This window comes from Streptomyces sp. NPDC001732 (genome assembly GCF_053596315.1).
Window position 1 is genome coordinate 26,480 of the sequence record NZ_JBSFFY010000055.1, and the last position, 20,201, is coordinate 46,680.

General features: G+C 69.4%; 19 protein-coding genes. 5 read left to right on the forward strand and 14 right to left on the reverse strand.

Annotated features, from left to right (window positions below; genetic code table 11):
• Positions 1–16 precede the first annotated feature (16 nt).
• The 11 genes from ACWCXX_RS32340 to ACWCXX_RS32390 all read right to left on the reverse strand — a co-directional run bounded on the left by ACWCXX_RS32340 (position 17) and on the right by ACWCXX_RS32390 (position 12,118).
• Positions 17–1,378 carry a helix-turn-helix domain-containing protein gene (locus ACWCXX_RS32340; RefSeq protein ID WP_451133488.1) on the reverse strand — a complete coding sequence of 454 codons (1,362 nt, stop codon included), beginning with the start codon at positions 1,376–1,378 and terminating at the stop codon, positions 17–19.
• Positions 1,375–2,175 (reverse strand): TnsA-like heteromeric transposase endonuclease subunit, encoded by an 801-nt coding sequence (locus tag ACWCXX_RS32345; RefSeq protein WP_451133490.1) that lies wholly within the window; start codon positions 2,173–2,175, stop codon positions 1,375–1,377. The genes ACWCXX_RS32340 and ACWCXX_RS32345 overlap by 4 nt, the downstream gene beginning before the upstream one ends.
• Before the next feature lie 173 nt (positions 2,176–2,348).
• On the reverse strand, positions 2,349–3,458 hold the full coding sequence (locus ACWCXX_RS32350) for a C40 family peptidase (RefSeq protein ID WP_451133492.1): 1,110 nt from the start codon (positions 3,456–3,458) through the stop codon (positions 2,349–2,351).
• Positions 3,455–6,046 carry a hypothetical protein gene (locus ACWCXX_RS32355; RefSeq protein WP_451133494.1) on the reverse strand — a complete coding sequence of 864 codons (2,592 nt, stop codon included), beginning with the start codon at positions 6,044–6,046 and terminating at the stop codon, positions 3,455–3,457. Before ACWCXX_RS32355 ends, ACWCXX_RS32350 begins: the two co-directional genes overlap by 4 nt.
• Positions 6,043–8,625 carry an ATP-binding protein gene (locus ACWCXX_RS32360; RefSeq protein WP_451133523.1) on the reverse strand — a complete coding sequence of 861 codons (2,583 nt, stop codon included), beginning with the start codon at positions 8,623–8,625 and terminating at the stop codon, positions 6,043–6,045. The genes ACWCXX_RS32355 and ACWCXX_RS32360 overlap by 4 nt, the downstream gene beginning before the upstream one ends.
• Positions 8,626–8,637: 12 nt before the next feature.
• Positions 8,638–9,321, reverse strand: coding sequence for a hypothetical protein (locus tag ACWCXX_RS32365; protein WP_451133496.1), 684 nt, complete (start codon positions 9,319–9,321; stop codon positions 8,638–8,640).
• Positions 9,318–9,575: a hypothetical protein gene (locus tag ACWCXX_RS32370; RefSeq protein ID WP_451133498.1), complete on the reverse strand. Its 258-nt coding sequence runs from the start codon at positions 9,573–9,575 to the stop codon at positions 9,318–9,320. Before ACWCXX_RS32370 ends, ACWCXX_RS32365 begins: the two co-directional genes overlap by 4 nt.
• Positions 9,572–9,892, reverse strand: a complete 321-nt coding sequence (locus ACWCXX_RS32375) for a hypothetical protein (protein ID WP_451133500.1) — start codon at positions 9,890–9,892, stop codon at positions 9,572–9,574. Before ACWCXX_RS32375 ends, ACWCXX_RS32370 begins: the two co-directional genes overlap by 4 nt.
• Entirely contained in the window at positions 9,892–10,917 is a 1,026-nt protein-coding gene (locus tag ACWCXX_RS32380) for a conjugal transfer protein (RefSeq protein WP_451133502.1), read from the reverse strand. The genes ACWCXX_RS32375 and ACWCXX_RS32380 overlap by 1 nt, the downstream gene beginning before the upstream one ends.
• On the reverse strand, positions 10,914–11,162 hold the full coding sequence (locus ACWCXX_RS32385) for a hypothetical protein (RefSeq protein WP_451133504.1): 249 nt from the start codon (positions 11,160–11,162) through the stop codon (positions 10,914–10,916). The genes ACWCXX_RS32380 and ACWCXX_RS32385 overlap by 4 nt, the downstream gene beginning before the upstream one ends.
• 116 nt (positions 11,163–11,278) lie before the next feature.
• Positions 11,279–12,118, reverse strand: a complete 840-nt coding sequence (locus ACWCXX_RS32390; protein WP_451133506.1) for a hypothetical protein — start codon at positions 12,116–12,118, stop codon at positions 11,279–11,281.
• Positions 12,119–12,390: 272 nt separating this feature from the next.
• Here ACWCXX_RS32390 and ACWCXX_RS32395 point away from each other — a divergent pair, with 272 nt between their 5' ends.
• The 3 genes from ACWCXX_RS32395 to ACWCXX_RS32405 all read left to right on the forward strand — a co-directional run bounded on the left by ACWCXX_RS32395 (position 12,391) and on the right by ACWCXX_RS32405 (position 14,866).
• Positions 12,391–12,612 (forward strand): hypothetical protein, encoded by a 222-nt coding sequence (locus tag ACWCXX_RS32395; RefSeq protein ID WP_451133508.1) that lies wholly within the window; start codon positions 12,391–12,393, stop codon positions 12,610–12,612.
• 159 nt (positions 12,613–12,771) lie between these two features.
• Positions 12,772–14,034 (forward strand): hypothetical protein, encoded by a 1,263-nt coding sequence (locus ACWCXX_RS32400; RefSeq protein WP_451133510.1) that lies wholly within the window; start codon positions 12,772–12,774, stop codon positions 14,032–14,034.
• 655 nt (positions 14,035–14,689) lie between these two features.
• Complete coding sequence (locus ACWCXX_RS32405) at positions 14,690–14,866, forward strand: hypothetical protein (RefSeq protein ID WP_451133511.1); 177 nt, start codon at positions 14,690–14,692, stop codon at positions 14,864–14,866.
• A 432-nt stretch (positions 14,867–15,298) separates the two neighbouring features.
• Here ACWCXX_RS32405 and ACWCXX_RS32410 read toward each other — a convergent pair whose 3' ends face one another.
• On the reverse strand, positions 15,299–15,688 hold the full coding sequence (locus ACWCXX_RS32410) for a DUF6415 family natural product biosynthesis protein (protein WP_451133513.1): 390 nt from the start codon (positions 15,686–15,688) through the stop codon (positions 15,299–15,301).
• On the reverse strand, positions 15,685–16,155 hold the full coding sequence (locus ACWCXX_RS32415; RefSeq protein WP_451133515.1) for a hypothetical protein: 471 nt from the start codon (positions 16,153–16,155) through the stop codon (positions 15,685–15,687). Before ACWCXX_RS32415 ends, ACWCXX_RS32410 begins: the two co-directional genes overlap by 4 nt.
• 170 nt (positions 16,156–16,325) lie before the next feature.
• Here ACWCXX_RS32415 and ACWCXX_RS32420 point away from each other — a divergent pair, with 170 nt between their 5' ends.
• Together ACWCXX_RS32420 and ACWCXX_RS32425 are read left to right on the forward strand one after the other, a co-directional pair.
• Positions 16,326–17,564 carry a hypothetical protein gene (locus ACWCXX_RS32420; RefSeq protein ID WP_451133517.1) on the forward strand — a complete coding sequence of 413 codons (1,239 nt, stop codon included), beginning with the start codon at positions 16,326–16,328 and terminating at the stop codon, positions 17,562–17,564.
• A 14-nt stretch (positions 17,565–17,578) separates the two neighbouring features.
• Positions 17,579–18,160 carry an N-acetyltransferase family protein gene (locus tag ACWCXX_RS32425; RefSeq protein WP_451133519.1) on the forward strand — a complete coding sequence of 194 codons (582 nt, stop codon included), beginning with the start codon at positions 17,579–17,581 and terminating at the stop codon, positions 18,158–18,160.
• Between the two features lie 1,873 nt (positions 18,161–20,033).
• Here the strand turns inward: ACWCXX_RS32425 and ACWCXX_RS32430 are convergent.
• On the reverse strand, positions 20,034–20,201 hold a 168-nt coding region (locus ACWCXX_RS32430), incomplete at its 5' end, for a transposase (RefSeq protein ID WP_451133525.1).

The following is a 20,201-nucleotide window of genomic DNA, read 5'->3' on the forward strand; positions in this document are numbered from 1 at the left end:
AGGCAAAACGGGTCCGTCACCGAACCGGAATCAAGATCGCTCCGCTACCGCTAATTTCCGTTCGGACACTCCCCGAGGGCCAGAACGCGGCCTCCTCGACCGCCTCGCCGCGGCTGTGGACGTCCGGCCCCTTGTAGGCGGGCAGGTGCTGGATCAGCCCCTCGCGCAGGGTGCGGAAGAACCGTTCGACGGTCGGCTTGTCGGTGGGCTTCTTCGGCTGGGCCGGCTGGATCGACATGCCCAGCCGGGTGCACACCCCGATGACATGCGCAGACATGAAGGCCCGCCCGTGATCGATCACCAGCGTCTCCGGCGGACACAACCCCCGTCCCGGGTGGGGCGCGTTCTCGGTGAACACCAGCTCGTCCCAGAGCCCGTGATAGGGCGCCAGCCCCGTCCGGGCCGACTGTTCCAGCGGCGGACAGATGGCCTCGAACAGCACCCCGGCGACATCGACCGCCTTCGTCGAGCAAGCCGTCACCCGCAGCCCGACGATGCACCGGGAGAACAGGTCCTGGGCGACGGTGAGCTGGAGCGGAACCCAGCGGCAGGTCACCGGCTCCATGCCATAGATGTCCAGGTCCTGCGTGTCGAGCACCACGTACTCACCCGGCCGGCTCGCCCGCAGCCGCCCGTAGGTGCCCTGCGGACGCTGAGCGATCGACCGGCGGGCCTTCGCGCTGCCGGACACCGCGTTCGTGCCCTTGGCCAACTCGGCCAGCCGGGCATAAGCCGTGCTCCGGGACGGCAGCGGCACCACATTCTTGCCGTACTCGGCCACCAAACGCTCCTCGGCCCGCTTCAGCACGGCCGAGCGGGTCGGCGTCGAGGCATTCACCGACTCCGCCAGCACCCGGCGCACCGCCTCCTCCCACCGCGGATCGACACTGCGGCCCCGGCCCTTGACCGCGCGGGTGTCCACCAGTCCCACCTCGCCGCTGGCCCGGTAGGCGTTCAGCCACCGCTCCAGCGTGCGCGGCGAGACATCCAGCTCCGCGGCCTTCGCCGCGATCCGGTCGCGAAGCGGCAGGTCAGGATCGAACCCGGGCCGCGGCTCGCCCGCCACGGCTGCCTCAGCGTGTCCGGCCCGATATCCGCTCAGGACCTCCCTGACATGCCCGGCCCGCTCGCCCAGAGCCGTGCGTTGAGCAGCAGACAGCCCCGCCAGTAACACGCCGACACCCTCCAACGGAGGGTCGACGGCGATGTCCATGGCCCGTGCCCCGGCCGCCAGACGGCCCAGCGGAATCACACTGAAGCCGTCCGTGCGCTCATTGCGCACCGTCACCTGCAGCCCGTCGAGCTCTATCACCTCGACGACGTCGCCTTCGAAGAACAGGCGGCCTCCCGGCATGACCGTCACTGCCTGCCCGCTCACGCCGCCGCCCGGATGGCGGTCGTCCCGGCCAGCGGCTGGCGCAGGTCCGCCGTGAGATCACCGCACCACATCAGGTGCAGGACGGCGGGCCGGACCACCTCGGCCGGATAGCGGCTCGCCAGGGCCGCCTCGACACCGCCGATCGTCGACTGACGACCGGCCGCATCCAGCACCTCGGCCAGCACCGTCTCCTCCAGCAGCAGACGGCGCCGGTAGCCGGCCAGGAACCTCACGTTCTCCACGACCACCGGTTCGGCCCCCGACCAGGTCTCATAGGCCCAGCCGCGGTGCGAACACAGGCGGCGTGTCCAGTCGAACTGCGCGATCACTTTGGGGTCCTTCATGCGTGAGGGGGCTTTGACGTCCACGACAGTCGTCAGACCATCGGTGTGGACCAGGAACAGGTCAGGAACGTGGCGGCGGAGGCGACTCCCGTCCCGTCCGACCAGCTGGAATGGCTGAGCCGCGATGCGTACGACGCTCCGGTCGAAGTCCGCGAGCAGGATCCGGGCCAGCTCCAGACGGCTCTCGTAGGCCACCAGCCCTCCCGCCGTCGACGCGTGGTACCAGCCCGAATAGTGCTTCCGGCCGCGGTACCAGCGGAACTCGCGCACCGGCAGCCCATCGGCCACCTCGTCCACCAGCAAGCGGTCCCAATCGGCTTCGGCCAGCCGTCCGTCAGCCTTCCGGTAGACGACCCGGGCCGTCCGATCAGTTGTCGTTGCTGCGTCGTCGTGCTCGCCCACCGCGACCCGCCCTTTCGTGTCAGATTCCTCTGACACCAGGACATAGGCCACGACCAGCCGTAACCTGGCCCTGCGGCAGGGCAAACCCAACGAAAGGCTGGACCTCAGACTCTGGATGTGACTTCGGTGCGGCGCGAGAACCGGCCCGAAAAGAGAGTGCCAGCCGACACATTGACGACAGATCACTTGGACACCGTCATCTCTTTTCGGAACCTACACCGACTTCACAGCACTCGGCGTACGTCCCAGTCGTACCGCTCCCAGTACCCGGACGTCGAAGTGGTCTCGACGGTCTTTCCGGGCCGGGGCGCGTGGACCATGGTGTTGTTGCCGGTGTAGAGGCCGACGTGTCCCCAGTTCCCGTCGTTGTTGATGACGATGAGGTCGCCGGGCCGGATCTGCGAGCGGGGGACCCGGGTACCGGAGTGCCGCATCTGCTGGGAGGTACGGGGAAGCGTGACCCGGGCTCCCTGGTAGAAGGCGTAGAGCATCAGGCCCGAGCAGTCGTACCCACCCTTGGTCGGGCCCGTGGTACTGCCGCCGCCCCACACGTAGGGGGTGCCGCGCTGTGCCAGCGCGGCATCGACGACGGCGCCGGCCCGGCCGGTCGCCGAACCCGCCGCGCTGCTTCCAGCGGGGAGACGGTCGTACTCGTCGACGTAGCCAGTGACGTCGCCCACGTACGCCTCGGAATGGTTGTAGCGGTAGACCGCCTTGCGCAGCTGGTCGGTCCGGGACAAGTCGGTGGTCCCGGTTCCGCACAGGTAGACGGCGGTTCCGAGCGCGGCGTCGAACGCGTTGTGCGGGTCCTTTACCCCGTCACCGTTTCCGTCCTGGCCGCTGGGGCCGTTCCAGGTGGAAGGCAGGAACTGCATGGGGCCGACTGCCCGGTCGTAAGCGGTGTCGCCGTCGAGCCGGCCGCGGTCGGTGTCGGAGAAGACGCTCGTGTTCCCTCCGGCCCCAGAGCCGTTGAGCCGGACCCCGAGAATGCGCGGGCGGACATCCCCGCCGACTGTGATGGTGCGCCCGGCGGCGTGGTTGGACTCGACCTTGCCGATCCCGGCGATGACGGACCACCGCATGCCCGTGCACTTCGGCCGCAGGGTGCGCACGTTCGCGGCGGCCCGGGTGTAGGCGGACAGCATCACCGGACTGATGCCGGCCACCGCCCCGGGGGCCGCCCCGGACACGGACGGCGGGGCGGCGGCCCCCTTCTCGTGTCCGGCCGCCCCGTTCGCGACAGCGGCAATGAACAGCACCAGGACGCCGACGACGCCCACAGCCGAAACCAGTACGGGGGAAACGGCCAGGGCCACTTTCCGTACGCCGCTCATGAGCGGCCTCCCAGGCGCGGCGCGGCCTGCGAACGACGCGGGGAGGCGGAGGGGACGGGCGCCCTCGGGGTGCTGCTCCCGGTATTCCGCGGCTGGCGCATGCGGTGCAGGCGCTGCTGGAGCATGGCCTGGGCCGCGCTGGAGGGCGGCTGGGCGACGCGCGGCGGAGCAGGGCGCCGCCGCACGGGCGGCGCGGGGGCTGGCTGGGGTGCAGGAGCCGGCCGGGCGGGACGGGGCGCCGGTGCCCGCCGGGGACCGGGAACAGCGGCCCGGGGCGGCGGGGTGTAGGGGCCGAGCCCGGGCCGGCCCCGGACGATCCGGCCGAGGGAGCGCACGTTGTGCCGGTACTCCCCGGCGAACTGCTGGGCGGGCTGGACGTAGCTCCGGTGGAAACTCTGCGCGCTCTGCTGAAGGTTCTGGACGGCGCTGCCGACCCGGCCGGCGGCCTGGGCGGGCAAAGCGGTCGCAGCCGCGCCGACCCTGCAGGCCGCGCGCGGCCCGTACACCGGCAGCCCGATGGTGGCCTTGAGGCCGAACACCCCGGCCTTCACGGTGCCTTTCGCCCCGGCCTCGATGGTGCGGCCGGTGAGCCGGGTCAGCCCCGCCACGGCACGGCCCCCGCCGTGAGCGAGGCGGGCGGCGAGCCGGGCGGAGCCGAGGCGTCCGGCGCCGCCGAGCACAGCACCGGTTCCCCCGGTGGCGGCGGCCGCGCCGAGCATGAGCCCGCCGAGCAGCAGGCCCTTGCCGAGCCCGCCGCGCCTCGGCGTGTCGACGGGGGCGGGGGAGACGGATCCGCCCAGGGGCGAGCTGCCGAGGCGGTGACGGGCGCGCGCCACCGCTCCGCGGGTGGAACGGGCGAGCTTCTTGCGGTAGATGAACGCGGCGACACAGACGCAGTCCAGGAGGACGAACCGGACGGTGAGACCGCCCGGCAGGTCGCTCTCCGGTGTGTTCAGCACGGCGTTGACGACGACGATGAAGACGGACATGGAGGCGATGGAGGCGAGCATCAGGGCGAGGCCGCGGGCAATGGCCGCGGCCCGGCCCCACAGCCAGGCCCGGCCGGGGCCGGGCAGGATCCCCGCCGCGAGGGCCACCTTCGCGATCATCGCCTCGATGGCGATCTGCAGCTGGGCGAAGAGGAATGCACCGTCCAGGACGATGACGAACATGCAGGTGAGGAACGCGGCCAGGAGCATGAAGAGCGCGCCGCCGACCTTGTCCATCGACGCCTTCTTCAGCGTGCCGGCGTTCGGGACACAGGCCTTCTCGAACGCCTTGATGGGGCCGGACGCGTGGACCTGTTCCAGCATCTGGGAGGTGGCGGCGTCGACGGTGGTGTCGACCATCCAGTTCTTGACGCTGTCGGGCAGCGCGATCCCGAAACCCGGCAGGTCCTTGAGGAAGGACTTGCCCTTCTCCATCTTGGTGTCGACCAGCTGGTCGAACACGGCCTGCTGGACCCGTGAATCGCGGAACTTCTTCCCGCACCTGCCCTCGAAGGTCCGCCCGTAGGACAGGAGCATGGCCGGCCGGGCCACGAACGCGTCCACGAGGGCGTCGGTGATGGGGCGGGCCAGCGCGCTCGGCGAGGACCGGACCTGCGCACCCACGGTCGACCCGGACGGCTTCTTCTCCCATCCGCTGTCGGTGGTCGGCCGGGCCGTGTCGATGGCTTCCTTGTCCAGGACCAGGGCGGCGGTCTCGACCGCCAGGGCCCGCACCACGCCCACCACCCCGGTGTCCTTGCTGAGCAGGAGCTGCGGGGGAGAGGCGAGAGCACCGAGCGCGAGCGCGGAGATGACCAGGGCAGCCGCCATCTCGCCCCAGCCGCGCACCCGGTTCCCGAACAGCAGATGCCACGACGCGACGACCATTGTGAAGGTGAGGAACAGCACCGGCAGACCCATCTGCACGACAACGCTCCCGTACAGCGACGTCGACACCTGCAGCGCCGGCTTGAGCATCAGCCCGGCCAGAGAGAACGCCAGGCTCCAGGTCAAGAGGAAGCAGGCGAAGCTGACGATCCACTTGTTCCCCATGAACATCATCTCGACGAGGAACCCCTGCACACTCAGGTCCCAGTCGTTCCAGTCCCCGGTGTCGGAGTAGATGCGGTACGAGCTGACCGGATTCCCGTCCCGGTCGGTCACCTCGAACGCGGACAGCACCCCGCCCTGCGCGGCCCGGTCCTTCTTGTACTTCTCCACCAGCTTGTCGAACTCGGCGCGGGCGGCCTTCTCCTTCTTCTCGGCCTCCTTGATCCCGTCCCGGATCAGCGGGGAGTCATCCGGCTGGCCCGACGTACCCGGCTGGGGGACGAGCGGGCTCGGCTCGAGCGGGTTCTGCGGGCCGGGCAGCGTCGGACCCACCGAAGGCGAAGGCGCCGGCGTCGGTGTGGGGGCCGCGCTCGCCGACACGTTCGCCAGCACCAGCGACACCAGGAACGACAGCACCAGCAGCATCAGCCCCGCAGCCATGGACCGCCCGGGGCGCGCCCACCGCTTCACCCCCTGCAGCACCCGCACGCCCCGGGCCCGGGCGCGCGCCCTCAGTGTTCCCGCCGGTGCGGCGGCCCGCCTGGTCATGCTGCTGTGCTCTGCATGGGCTGGGAGTGGATGTGGGCGACAGCCTGCTCGTCGGCGGGCAGCGTGACCTGCATGGCACCGATCCGGCCGGTCAGGTCGCGGTGCAGGCATTCACCGGCCCGCGCAGCCCGTTCCTCGTCACCGAACTCGGCACTGTTGGGCGACAGCCCGGTCATGACCAGGGCGAGGAGGTCCTCGTCGTCCGGGTTGCAGCCGAGGAAGCGCAGGGCCCGGCGGGCGAGATTGCGGTCCGTCTGCCGGAAGACGAACTTGCGGGGGATCAGGCCACGCAGGATCTGCCCGCCCTCGTCGTCAGGGCCGATGTCGTCATCGTCGTGCCCGCCGAAGAGAGCACCGGCATTGTGCTTACGTCCGTCCTTGACCAGCTCCAGCGCCAGCGCAAGGCCCTCGGGGCTGGACGTCAGCCACCAGCACTCGTCCCACACCACCAGCGCGAACTCGTCCAGGTCCGCATAGGCGACCTTCCGGGACAGGGCGGCGATCAGGTACATCACCGCACGCCCGAAGATCTTCTCGAACTCCATCTTCTCCAGCCGCTCCCCGCCGCGCAGTTCGCTCTTGGTGGGCAGCGCCAGCGAGGACACCGAGAAGACCAGGGTGTCGGCCGACGAGTCGCGGACCACGGGCAGCGACTCGTCGAACACCGCGCGGGCCAGGTCCTTGCGCCTCACCGCCGACAGACGGCGGGCAGCCATCGCCGAATGCATGTCACCCGAGGCGCCGCGGTTGGTGAGCTCCTCGACCAGGACCCGCATCGAGGGATGCGGCTCGGCCAGCACCGCCTCGACCGCCTCCGACAGGGCGATGCCCTCATCGCTCATGGGAGCCAGCCCCAGCAGCAGCGTCAAAAATGACTCGGTGAACCGCTGCGCTTCCCGCCCGGTGAACAGCCGCAGCGGATCGAGGGAAACGGCCGCCTGGTCGTCGATGGTGATGCACTCGGTCTCGCCGGGGCACGCCTGCGCGTAGCGGAGCCATTCCTGCCGCGGGGTCCGGTCCACGATCACGGCCCGGCCCCGCCGGGTACCGCCCCGCAGCCGCCGGCCCGCGGCGAGCACGGAATACACGGCCGACTTCATCGCGGTCGTCTTGCCCGCACCGAGCTCCCCGATGAACGCCGCGGTCGCCGAGGTGTTCTCCCGCGGGCCGCGCGCCCAGTCCGTCAGCACCGGCCTGACCCCGCCGCCGGCCAGCTGCAGCCCGAACAACGGCCCCGAGGCATCTCCCAGCCCGCTGCCCGTGAACGGGCCGGCCATCGCGAAGTCCCGCGCGACCAGGTACTGCGCGTACTGGGCCATGACCCGCGGAGTGCGGGTACCGGGCAGCATCCCGTACCAGAGGTTCTCCTGCTCACCGCGCGGCCGGGTGAAGGTGTACTCGTTGCCGGTGAAGTGCCCGGCGAGCTCCCCGGCCCGCCGCTCGGCCTCCTCCGGGGTGCCGCCCCACACGCACAGGGCGGTCATGGCACGGACCTCGACCTCCGTCTGCGAGGCGGTCAGCCGCTCGCGGTACTCGTCCAGCCCGCCCACCGCCTTGTCGACGCTGGCCGGGACACCCGCGGTCTCACCGTCGTACTCGCTGTACTGGTTGGCGAGCTCGCGCGCCTGACGCCGCGTCTTCGCCTCCGCCTCGGTGCCGGAGGAGACGCTCAGGCGCACCACCCAGTCCACCGGGAACGAGAACGCATCCAGGGACGACAGATACTCCGACCCGGGAAACGCGAACGCCTCGGGCATCTCGGAGAGCGCGAGCATCACCTGATACGAGGGCCCCCACTCCGTGGTCACCTCCAGCCAGCGCCGCGCGAACGGATTCGCCCGCCCCGCCTTCTGCCTCCCCGCCCGGACAGAACCGGCCCCACCACCGCCCAGGCCCTGCCTGTCGAGTTCGTCGAGCAGGTTGCCGCCCTCGGCGAGCACCACCTGGCCGAGCGCCGCCGCACCCCGCCCCCGGCCCCGCATCCCCGGCCCCGCACCCTCCGGCAGCACCGGCTCGAACACCCCACGACGGGCACTGTGCCCGTAGATCCACAAAACCTCCGCCGTCGTCGCCGGACGCAGAGCAATACCCGGCGGCCACACCGACGCCATCCGCTGCGCCTGGACCAGGCGCTCGTCCTCCTCGCGCGCCGACACCGGCCGCGGCAGCAGCCCCAGCTGCAGAGCAACATCCGCACGCGCCGCCGCGAAAACCTCCCGCACCGACTCCCCACGCGTCATCGCAAGCGGAACCGCCAGCCAGTCCGTACGCCCCGTCAGCTCCAACTGCTCCAACTGCCCCCGCAGCACACCGATGGCCTGCCGGTACCGGCCACAGCCCCCCAGATCGATCCCCTCGGTCATCTTCGCGACCACACTCGCCGGGTCGACGGCCGGGCACAGACTCAGCAGCATCGACTCACCCTTGAGCGCCTTGACCAGCGACTCCAGCTGCCCCAGCCGCTGCTCCTTCGCCCGCCGCGAGGTATGAGCGGCATCCGCCCCCGCCACCCGGTAGACCGCCCAGACCTGACCGTGCACCGTCCACATCACATTCCCGGCCACATGCCGGATCGGCATCCGCACCACGGATCACTCCCCTCGCTGCGCCACGGGCGCATCACTCGTGCTGAACCGGCGGTCGCGGCGCCGGGCGGCGAGCAACGCCGCCACTACCGGCGCTGGCCGACGGCCAACCGCTCCACGGGTTGCGCCGACGTCCTCCCGGTCGACAGGCACAGGGCTCTCGGATACAGAAGCGCTTGTGGTGGTGAGGCCGGCGCCCATCACACGGGAGGCCGCAGCCTGAGACCGGATCGGCCGGAGCACGGGGCCCGCACCTCCGCCGCCTGCCTCGGGCCGCGGTGCGGCCCAGGTCACGCTGCACACCCCGATCAGCGGCTGGTGACCGCCCCGCGACCTGAGCGGACGACCGCCCAGCCGCCCTTCCCGCGGCCGCGCCACCAGCGAGGCGGTACTCGCGGCCACCGCCAGCGGATTACGGCCGTCGACCCGGATGTGGCGCACCAGCAGCGACAACCCGTAGGGCCCACCGATCGCGATCGCATAGTTGAACAGCCCGAAATGAGCCCACACCCCCCGCGTCAGCACCAGGCCCGCGAGCGAGACGGCCAGGACCACGATCTGCGGCACCGTGTACGGACCACCCCAGATCCGGCCCCGCCCACCCGGCCATTTCCCGATCATCAAAGGGTGACGGCGCGCCCGGGTGTAGCACCGGCCGACCAGCGCTTCCGGCGCTGCGACGCCGCTCACTGCTGCTCACCGGCCGCAGGTTCGATGACCCGGACCACCATGTGACCGGCGCCCGCGCTCTTCACGGAACCGCCGAAGACGATCTCGATACCGGCGCTGTCGTGGAACACGGCCGCCAGGAGCACGTACAAGAAGAGCGCCGTGCCGACGAGTACTGCGACCGAAGAAAGCAGTGAACGGACCTTGGCCCATACATGCGACACCGAGAAGAGCACCACAACTGCCGTCAGGAAGACGGCGAGAACGCTGGTCATCGCCGCGCACCGTCCACCAGTTCGACGACTCGGACCACCGCATGAACAGCGCCCGCGTTCTTCACGGAGCCGCTGTTCGGAGCGATGTCCTCGCCCACACTGTCGCGGAACACCGCAGCATTCATTACCGCGAACCACAACGCCACGCCACCGGCGAGCGCCACACCGGCAGCCAGAATCGATTTCGTCTTGGCCCAGGCAGTCACCACTGCCGCGACCACCATGAACGACATCACCGAGCCGACCAGCAAACCGGTGATCCTCTGGGTGAGCTGGTCGACGTCGTCGATCGCCCCGGCCAGTACCGTCACGTCCATCACTGCGCGCTCTCCTTCGTCCCGGCCCCGGCCGGCTCCTTGCTCAGCACGGGGGCCCCTTCCACGGATGCGATCTCCCAGCGCCCGTCCCGCGCGGTGATCGTGACGGCGTACGTCAGCGGCCGTTCCTGCCCGCCGGCATCGGATGCGGTGACATCGACGAGGAGTTGCCTGCGCTCCCCATCGGACACGGGAACGCCCCGCTCGTCGGTGCCAAACGGGTCGTTCGTGCCGACCTCGGCGAACCGGGCCACCTCGACTCGCCCGTACGGGGCAGGCGACACCGCGGTCAGGGCCGTCCCGGGGGACAGGTAGCGGTCGAGCTCGCCGCTGCCGGCCAGATAGGCGGCAAAGAACCCCGTGAGCGTCTGCGCAGCAGGATCGGTACTGCGGACCGGGACCGACTGCCCGTACGCCAGCGACGGAGCCTCACCCGACAGCGGTGTACCCACCTCGGCCGGGAGCGCAGCAGCCGCCAAACTCCCGCCCGCACCGGCCCTGACCGGAATCTGGAAATACCGCAGCACCGGCCCGGTCCCACCCGGTTCCGGCCCTGTCTTCTTCCCGTCCGCGGCGCTGGCCGAGACCACCCGGGCAGCCACGGTCACCGACCAGTACCCGGCAGACACGGCCCGCACCTTTACCGCCGCGACCTCCTGCGCCCGCTGCACGCCCGGATCAGCCGTCAGACTCACTTCGCGGGCATTCGGCAAGAACGGCGCCAAGGACTCCTCGGTGCCCTCCCCAGCCGTCAGATACGCGCTCACGAACAACTCGGCGAACCCGCCCGGCCCCGCAGGCTGCCCGGCCGCTGGCTGTTCCTGGCGCACCGGGGCCGCAGGCGCCGTGACCGCGGGCCGGGACACGAGCGCCCACCCCGCCAGAACCGGACCGGCCACCAACAGGACCCAGGCCGTACGGCGGATCACCGTTACCGCGTTCGCCGCACCGCCCAGGGAACCCAGCGCCCAACCGCCCGCCTCGGCAGGCAGCACATCCTGCGGCTGCTCCTTGCGGCGCTTCACGGCTGCTCCTGTCGCATCTGGGCGGCCAGCGTGTCCCGAGCCGCTTTCGGTAACGCGGCCCAGCGGGCGAACGCGGCCTGGGCCGGTGCCGCATCCTCATCGAGGTAGGCGCGCATGGACCGCGCCGTTCGGTCAGCGAACGGCGCCACCTCCAGCTGCACCACCAGATCACGCAGCCGTCGACGCGCCCGCACCAGCAGCTCGACGTCCCTGCCGTCCTCCGCCGCGAGCACCGGATCCGCCATGTCCCGCTCACCCCTTCCAAGCCCGGGTACGGCAGCCGTTCCGCCGCACACCCGGACCAAGGAGCGCCCGCCCCCCAGATGTGACAGCCACAGCCGAGAAATCTGAGAAATCGTCATCACGCCGCCTGCACCCACCGGTCCGCGACCGACCGCAGCTGCCGCACGGTCCGGCTCCGACGCTGCCGCCACGCGATCGCGGACACACCGGCCCGCTCCGCGCTCTCCCGCGCCCCGGCCCGGGACTCTTCCGCGATCACCCGAGCCCGTACCACCTCGAGCAGTCCGGCAGCCACAGCCCACACCAGCAGCTCGACCAGCTCGCCCCGCGCACCGTCCGGGACCTCACCAGCTGCGAGGAGCCCGGCCTCGACGGCCTGCCGTCCGACGACCGTCTGCCAGACCTCTTCCGCCGGATCGGCCACCGGCCCGTCAAGCACCACCGCCGATTCGAGGGCCGGGTGCCACGGCAGCGCGTCCGTCTCCGCATCCGCCCTCAGCTCACGGCTCGCCAGATGCAGCGTCTCCAAAAGGAGGTTCGCCGCGACCCCGCCCGCCCTCTGCAACGGGTACCGGCGTACGACCTGGTACAGGCACGCGACGACGACCTGCCCCGCCTCGTCGAAATCCCGGCCGGCCCGCAACAGCCGCTGCGTCAGCCGCACCGCACCCGGCACCATCGCCTGCACCACCACCCGCGCAGCCAACTGCGCACCAACACCCTCACCGGCCGCCCGCTCCAACAGCACCCGCATCCACCGGTCACTGTGCACACGCCCCTGCACCCGGTCCCGACGCTCCAGTTCGGCCAGCACATCCTCGAGACCTGCTGCTCGCCCGCAGCTGAGGACCACCCCGCCCTCCTGCAGCCAGCCCAGCACCATCTCGGCGCTCCCGGCCTCGGCGCAGACCAGCGTCCATTCGGCATCCAGCGACTCAAAAACCCGCGTTCCAGTCACGACAGCTCCCGTTCAGGTGATGCCGTGAACTCTTCTCAGCACCCCTGACCCGACCGCTGACCCAAATCATCAAATGTGCAGGTCAGAAGGTTGCCCAAAAGCAGACCCAGGTCGCACTGAGCGCTCGCGCTGACCCGGGTAACCACCAGATGCCACCACTGCCGTTGGCCGCCACAGGCCCATCACTGGGATATCCACAGGCCCCGGCAAGCCCAGACATTCCGTCGTAGCGTGCTCTCCTGTCGATCAACGGGGGTGCGCAGGTGCGGTATGTGCGGTTGGAGTGGCTGGCCGCGGAGGTGATGGATGGGCTGCCGTCCGCCGCGGCGCGGAGCGCTGTCAAGGACCTGCTCGTCGACGTCGCGAAGCGGCCCGACCGGTGGCCGACGCCCGGCGGCGAGGACGTCGTCGACGTGTTCGGGAGCCGGTGCTGGGTCTCGTACGTGGCCTACCGCGACGGTCTGGAGGTCCGTGACATCGGGTGGGCGGGCTGACCACGGCCCGAACAGTCGGCCGTCCTCACGAACGAAGGAACCCCCGGGGCGGAAGCCTTGCACTCAGGCATTGCGGTGCGCTTCACCGGGTGGGGGAGTGCGGTGGATCGTGCGCGACCCATTGCGCCGTGCACCGATGCGCTTCCGTGTGCTTCGGGGATGTTCGGGCCGGCGAAGTGGGCCAAGGACAAGCTGCTGGGGATGCCGGAGGAGGCCAACACCCTCTTCCAGGAGGCCCGCAGGCTCTACGTCGCCAGGATGCAGACCGTCATCTCCTCGGTCGCCGACCTCATCGGCACCGAACTCGGCAAGGCCAAGGCCCGCATCGCCAAGGGCCGCACCGAACTCAGGGCCGAGGCCGACAAGCTCCCCGCCGACCTCAAACGGTTCGGGCAGGACGCGGCGCAGGACTTCGCGGGCAAGTTCGACGACCTCGAAGCCACCGTCGACGAGAAGTCCGAACAGCTCGTCCAGGACCTCGCCCAGAAATACACCGCCGCACTGAACAAGGTCGACGAGGAGATCAAGAAGCTCCAGGAGGCCAACAAGGGCCTGGTCGACAAGGCGAAGGACGCCATCGTGGGCGTCCTCAAGACGATCAACGAGCTCAAGAACCTCCTGCTGGGCATCCTCGCCAAGGCCGCCTCCGCGATCATGAAGATCATCAAGGACCCCATCGGGTTCCTCGGCAACCTGGTCAAGGAGGTCGGCGCCGGGCTTCAGCTCTTCGTCACCAACATCGCCACCCACCTCAAGACCGGCGTCGTCTCCTGGCTGCTGGGGACGGCGGTCAAGGCCGGACTCGAACTCCCCCAGAAGTTCGACCTCAAGGGCATCATCCAGCTCATCGCCTCCCTCCTTGGCCTGACCTGGGACAACATCCGCGCCCGCATCACCCGCAAGGGCGTCCCCGACCAGGCCATGAACACCGTCGAGTCCTCCGTCCCCCTCGCGAAGAAACTCGCCACCCAGGGCCCCGCAGGCGCCGTCAAGGAAATCGAGGCCGAGGCCGGCGACCTCAAGGCCACCATCCTCGAAAAACTCACCGGCTACCTCATCCCCACCGTCCTCATCGCCGGCATCACCTGGATCCTCTCCCTCCTCAACCCCGCCTCCGCCTTCGTCCGCGCCGTCAAGGGCATCATCGACATCGTCACGTTCATCGTGAACCAGGGCGCCCAGATCGCCGAGTTCGTCCACGCCGTCCTCGACGCCGTCCTCGCCATCGCCAACGGCGGTACCGCAGGCGTCCCCAAAACGGTCGAAACCGCCCTCGCCGCCGGCATCCCCCTCCTCGTCGGCTTCCTCGCCTCACTCCTCGGCATCGGCAACCTCGCCCACAAGGTCAAAACCGTCTTCCACGCCGCCAGACCCGTCACCCGCGCCATCGACAAGATCGTCGACCTCATCGTAGGGGATTAATTGCTGAACTGGATAAAATGGGATTGGGTGGTGGGATTCTTGTGGTGATCGAAATGGCTTTACTTATGCCTGTCGGTAGTGATTGTTCGTGACTGCAGAAGGGGCTCGCGGAACGGCAGGATTGGTTTTCATGGCTATGAATGTAAGTGTTGCCTGAGGTTGGATACCTAAGGGCTGTCCAATAATCCCTGGCGGGCGCGCGGCGGCAGCTACGGCGCCTCGCCGCGTTGCTGGAACGCCCGAATGAATCCAGCATGTGGGCGTCCCTCCGCCTTGCGATGCACCGCATCTGACGCCGCGCGTTGATCCGCCGAGGATTACGGGGCAGCCCTTAGCGGAGACGTGGCCACCACTGGCATTCTGCTTCCTTAGTCAGCGCGTTCTTATTTTTTATGTGTGAGTGGTAGGCCTCTTGAGATCCGTTACCCCTGTGAAATGCTCCGAAGTTTTGCTCGCCGTTAGTAGTCGAGGTGTGTCGATTATTGTAGAGCTGCTTAAGGCGGGTTTTGGGTGGTGCTCCCCGTCGAATGCGGGAGAGTAGAAAAGAACAGAAAAACAAAAAGGCCATGGATGAATGATTTGTGAAATGGTGGTCATTGCATAATTTTTGGCCCTGTACTCAGTTCAAGTGTGCTCATGGAAATGGAGATGTCTTGTGTCCTCGTTAGCCCTGCTGGTTCTGCTCCTTCTGCTCCTCGTCGCCCTCCTTGTGGTGGGCGGTGTCGCCTACGTCGTGCACCGGCATCCGGTCCTTGCTACACCGTTGATGGTCGCCACGGGCGCCGCGGCGGTCCTGGTGGCATGCCTCGGTGTCATCGCTACCGTCCGATGAAGCCGAAACATGCCACCAGGTTGTTCACCGGCCCCGGCGGGCAGGGCGCCTTGCCGTAGCGTGCTGTCTTGTCGATCACCTGGGGGGCAGGAGGCTGCGGTACGTGCGGCTGGAGTGGCTGGCTGCGGATGCCATGAATGGGCTGTCGTCCGCTGCGGCGCGGAGCGCTGTCAGGGACCTGCTCGTCGACGTTACGAAGCGGCCCGACCGGTGGCTGGCGCCCGGTGGCGAGGGCGTCGTCGATGTGTTTGGGAGTCGGTGCTGGGTCTCGTACGTGGCTTACCGCGACGGTCTGGAGGTCCGTGACATCGGGTGGGTGGGCTGACCGCGGCCCGAGCAGTCGGCTGTCCTCACGAGATGGAGGAACCGCCGGGCGGAAGCCTTCTCCGACCCGGGGGTTCTTCATCTCGTGTCCCAGGGGAGTTGTAGATGTCAGGAGTCCTCGGGCGCGGGTCGGGGCGGGTGGAGCCGGTCCAGTGCCCGGTACAGCGCTTTCACCAGCCGGGCCCGTTGCTGGGCGTGCGCAAGGGTGGTCTGGGAAGTGACCGACAGGCGGCGCTCCGCCTCCTGGAGGACCTGGTCGGTCAGCGGCCGCAGGTCACTGTCCTCGGGCAGGGTCTCGAAGCGCCGGCCCACTTCGGCGGCGACGACGCGGGCGTGCCCGGTGAGGAGCAGCGCGATCTGCGCGCAGTCGCCCGCCCGCAGACCGTCCGCGTTCTTCCGAGCCAGGATCGCGTCGGCCAGTGCCGTGACGGGGGCACGGTCGAGCGGCAGCTCCTCGGCCAGGAGTGCCTCGGGGTCGTACAGCACGCCGTGGCTCATGACCGTGACTCCTCCGGTTCCAGACCCGTGACCATGTCGGTCGGGTCGGTGGCGATGACGAACAGTCCGTGGCCCAGCAGCCAGGACCGTTGCGTGGGCCAGTCGTGCCAGCGGTAGGCGATATGCGCGAACGAAGGAACGACGATCCCGGAAATCCGGCCGCCGTCCACCGCTGCGCGGATGCGTGCCCAGCCCGGCCGCAGCTCCGTTTCCTGGTCGAGCGGCCCGGTGTCGGTCACCGCGCACCCGGTCGGAACCCTCCAGCCCCGTGCCTCTGCGTGCGCGGCCAGAGGGGGCAGCACCAGGTGCTCGGTGCCCGGCACCGGAACCACGGCATACAACGCCACCGCCGTCACCGGGACGGCGAGGGGCCCGTCTGCTGTCGGGGCGCGGAGCGCTGCGACCTTCCTGCGCACCCGGGCCGGTAAGGGCCGGGCGGTGCGGTGGTGGCCGGACGAGTTCGGCATGGGGCCTCCCCGGGACGGTTGTCGGCGTACGCCCAGACAACCGCGACACGTTCGGGTGGGCTCAGGCCGGATTCCGGGCAAGTACCGGGCGGGGACCGGACAGTTTTACCAACAGGAGAAAACCAGCAGGGCTACCGGCCGCGCCGCGACCGGTACTTACGGGGGACTTGATGGACAGGCAGCGGAACACCCGGCTCGAGGCGGTGATGGCCGAGTACGGCTTTACGCACCAGGGCCTTGCCGACGAGATCAACCGGGTCACTGCCCGGATCTTCGGGGAGAACCACCCCCGCAAGTGCACCGACCGCCACGTGCGGCGCTGGATCAGCGGCGAGGTCCGATGGCCCTGGACCCGCTACCTTCATGCCCTGGAGCAGCTCTTCGACCGCCCGGCGCAGGCACTCGGCTTCATCCCCCGAGGCAAAAACAGCGCGAACCTGCCAGCCCCGCCAAGGGCTCCCGCACCGACGAAGGAGGCGCCCGTGCGCCGCCGCCGTTTCATCACCGCCACCGCCGCCACCACGGTCGCCCTCGCCCTCAGCATCGACGAAACCCCCACCGGCGGCCGCCTCGCGATGAGCGACATCACCCGTGCCCGGGAACGGATCGACCGCCTCGACGCCCACTTCGCCGCGATCGGCGGCGAACCCCTCCTGACCGTCGCCACCACCTACCTCGACCGCCTGACCACCGCAGCCGACCACTGCACCTACGGCCCCCGCGTCGAACAGGCACTCCACACCGCGATCGCATCACTGTGCAGCTCGGCCGGATGGGCCGCCGACGACGCTGGCGACCTGGACACGGCCCACCGGTGGCGCACCACTGCCCTGCAAAGAGCCATCCTCGGCACCAATCCGCAGGCCCAGGCCCGAGCCTGGTCCGACCTCGCCATCCACGCCCGCCGCGGCGGCCACCACCGCGAAGCCCTCCACATCAGCCGAACCGCCCTCACCAGCCGCGCAGCCCGCCAGGACCCCCGCTACACCGCCCTGCTCCAATCCCGACTGGCCATCAGCCACGCCCACGTCGGCGACCGCCCCGCCGCCGCCCGCGCCCTGCTCGCCGCCCAGACTGCACACGACCGCATCGACCCCACCGAACCCGCACCCCGCTGGCTGAACTTCCTCACCCCCGCCGAGATCAGCGGACTTGCCGCCATCACCTACCAGGTCACCGGACGCCTCGCCGACGCCGAGACCGCCACCGCCCAGGCCCTCACCCTCCTCGAACCCGGCCTGCGCCGCAGCCACGCGTACTACACCGTCCAGCTTGCCGAACTCCAGCTCGCCCAGGGAAACACCGCCGCCGCCCACACCACCACAGCCGCCATCGACACCACACACATCGGCAGCCGCGCCATCACCAACCGGCTCGCTGCCGTCCGCCGCGCCCTCGCCACCGCATAGGAGAACCACCCGAAGTGACCACCGGCATAGAAATCCGCCACTACACCACCCGCCACACCCCCCGCCTGCGCCCGCTCCTGCTGGACATCTACGCCGAGGTCTACGCGAAGGAGGCACAGAGCGACCCGTTCTGCGCCCTCGACCGGTTCGCCGAAGGACTCGACAGCTGGATGACCCGCCCCGGCTGGACCTGCACCGTCGCCTACGACCACGACCAGCCCGTCGGCTACGCCTACGGAGCCCCGCTGCCTCCCGCCAGCCGGTGGTGGAGCGGACTGCTCACCGACACACCCGCCGACACCATCACCGAGACCGGCACTCGCACCTACGCACTCAGCGAGCTCATGGTCCGCGCCCCCTGGCGCAAGACCGGCACTGCCCGCCGACTCCACGACGCACTGCTCATACCCCGGCCCGAACAACGCGCCACGCTCCTGGTCCTCCAGGACCACCCCAAAGTCCGGGCACTGTACGAATCATGGGGCTGGCAGACACTGGGCGACCTACACCCGACCCTCCCGGCCGCCCCGCTCTTCCACGCCATGCTGCTCGATCTCCCGCCACACGACGGAACCGTCGCCACCATGCCGACGTAAAGCCCGCAGGCCCACCAGTTGCTCAACAGGTTGCGTAACGGGTTGCCTAACCTGTTGAGCAACGGGTTGCTCAATAGGTTGCCAACGGTGGATTCACTTGCCCGCTGTCGCTGCAGGTCAGCGGCATGGGTCAGCGTGACGCAGCCGCCGACACCTCTTCTCCCGAAGGGGAAGAGCACCTTTCCCTTTCCCTCGGCCTGGGCGCCGACCCACTGTGCGGCGGTCGTCCGCGCCGGGGTCGCCTCCGGCACCAGGACGCCGACCTCAGCGAACTTTGGCGTAGACAGGAGGACACCCATTCCGGACCATGCAGGCGCGCCCTCCTCCTGTCCACGCGCCACAATGGCCCCGTTGGACAGATAGTCGACACCGGTCAAGGTCACCGGGGCGCTCCACACTTCCGGATACAACGGACCGCCGTCCGAGGCTCCCTGTACGGGCTGGCACCGGGCCGGGGTTCGGACGATGTCGCCCGGACCGACCGCGTCCCACATGGTGAAGCGCCATCCCTGGGGTGGCTCAGTGCGCCGCCGCATGTTGCGCGCCATGTCGGCTTCAGCAGCGACCCGCATGTCAATCAGCGCTACGAGTCGGGCCGCTGCTGCCGCGCGGCTGGTGTGACTGGTCGCATGCTCTTCGGAAAGGCCGATGGCCAACCATGCGCAGCGAATTCGGTAGACGTGGCCGATAAACGCGCCATCGACCGTCACTGGGTAGCATCCCCGGTCGTCGCATCGCCTGAATCGGTACCGGGGCACGCCTTTGACGGGTGTTGGTACTGCGGGCGCGTCGGAGACAGGTTCTGCCACCCGCAGGAGAATCTCGCTCGACCCGTTCGCATTAACGCCCTGACGGGGCGCTGTCGGGCAGGGATCATCGATGCCCGGAACCGTGCCGCCGCCCTCCCACGTCTGGACACTGCCCGGGCCGGGCACCCTGGTAGGCGCCGGCGCGCTGACCCCCGTCGGTGCTCCGGTCTTGATCTCTCCAGCCTCCGCGCTCTGGCTGATTGTGGTCTCGGCCGCTGCCTGGCACTCGACGAGCCCCGGAGGACCGGCCGCCCCTTCAAAAGTGGCGACGTCCTCGGCCTCCTCCTCGACGATCTCCTCGTAGCTCACCGAGTCGCCCCATTTGGCCAGTACGTCAGCCGGGGACCAGTCCGCACGCGGGGCCTTGCGCGGCTTGATGATGCTCGGGGCCGGGGTCCACTTCGGAGCCGGACCATCGGCCGCGGCCTTGATGATCCCGCGCACTTCGGACTCACGGCCACGCCGCTCCTCTACCCGGGCGATCATCAGGGCTTCCGCCTCTGCCCGGCTCCGGATCGGGCGGCGGTCCGAGTGCCGGACCTGCTCAGACTTGCGCCACCGCTTCGGGTTCTTACTGAGGTCCGCCGGGTGCATTCGCTCGCGGGTGATGAACCACTCCCCCTTGTGCTGTGCCACCCAGAAGCCGTGACCACGCCATGAGGCCGTGACCTCCCACCTGTTCAGGGCCCCGGCGCCGCCTTCGCCCCAGCACAGCACCACACGCGCGGAGTCATCAGGGCTGCCCGTTCGGAGGATCGGCCCTTTGGCCACCATGGCAAGGGTGTTCCGGGTGCTGCGCACCGCCATAGTCGCCGCCTCAGACACGGACGTCGGGTGTTTGCTCACGGTCATTCCACAGGTCCTTCCGGGGCGATGCCGCAGGGCTTGCCCGTGCGGTTGGTGCAGCCCTCACCGTAGCCAACTTTCAGCTCCACTTCAAGTTGTGCTGAAAGTTGATCGCGGTGGGAGCCGCACCAACCGCAGCTTTCCGCTGCCGCTTCCCCCGACTAAGAGTTGTCCCGTAAATGATCTCTGACGTGGCTGGTGGCCTGCTGGTTTCTGCGTTACCCGGCCAAGACGAGGTTGTGCAGGCGGGCGATGCCGAGCATGGCGTGGTGAACGCCGTCGCCTTTCAGACGGCAGTCGCGGAGGATCTTCCAGGTCTTCATCCGCGCGAAGGCATGCTCGACTCGAGCGCGGACCTTGCGGTGGGAAGCGTTGTGCTCCTCTTT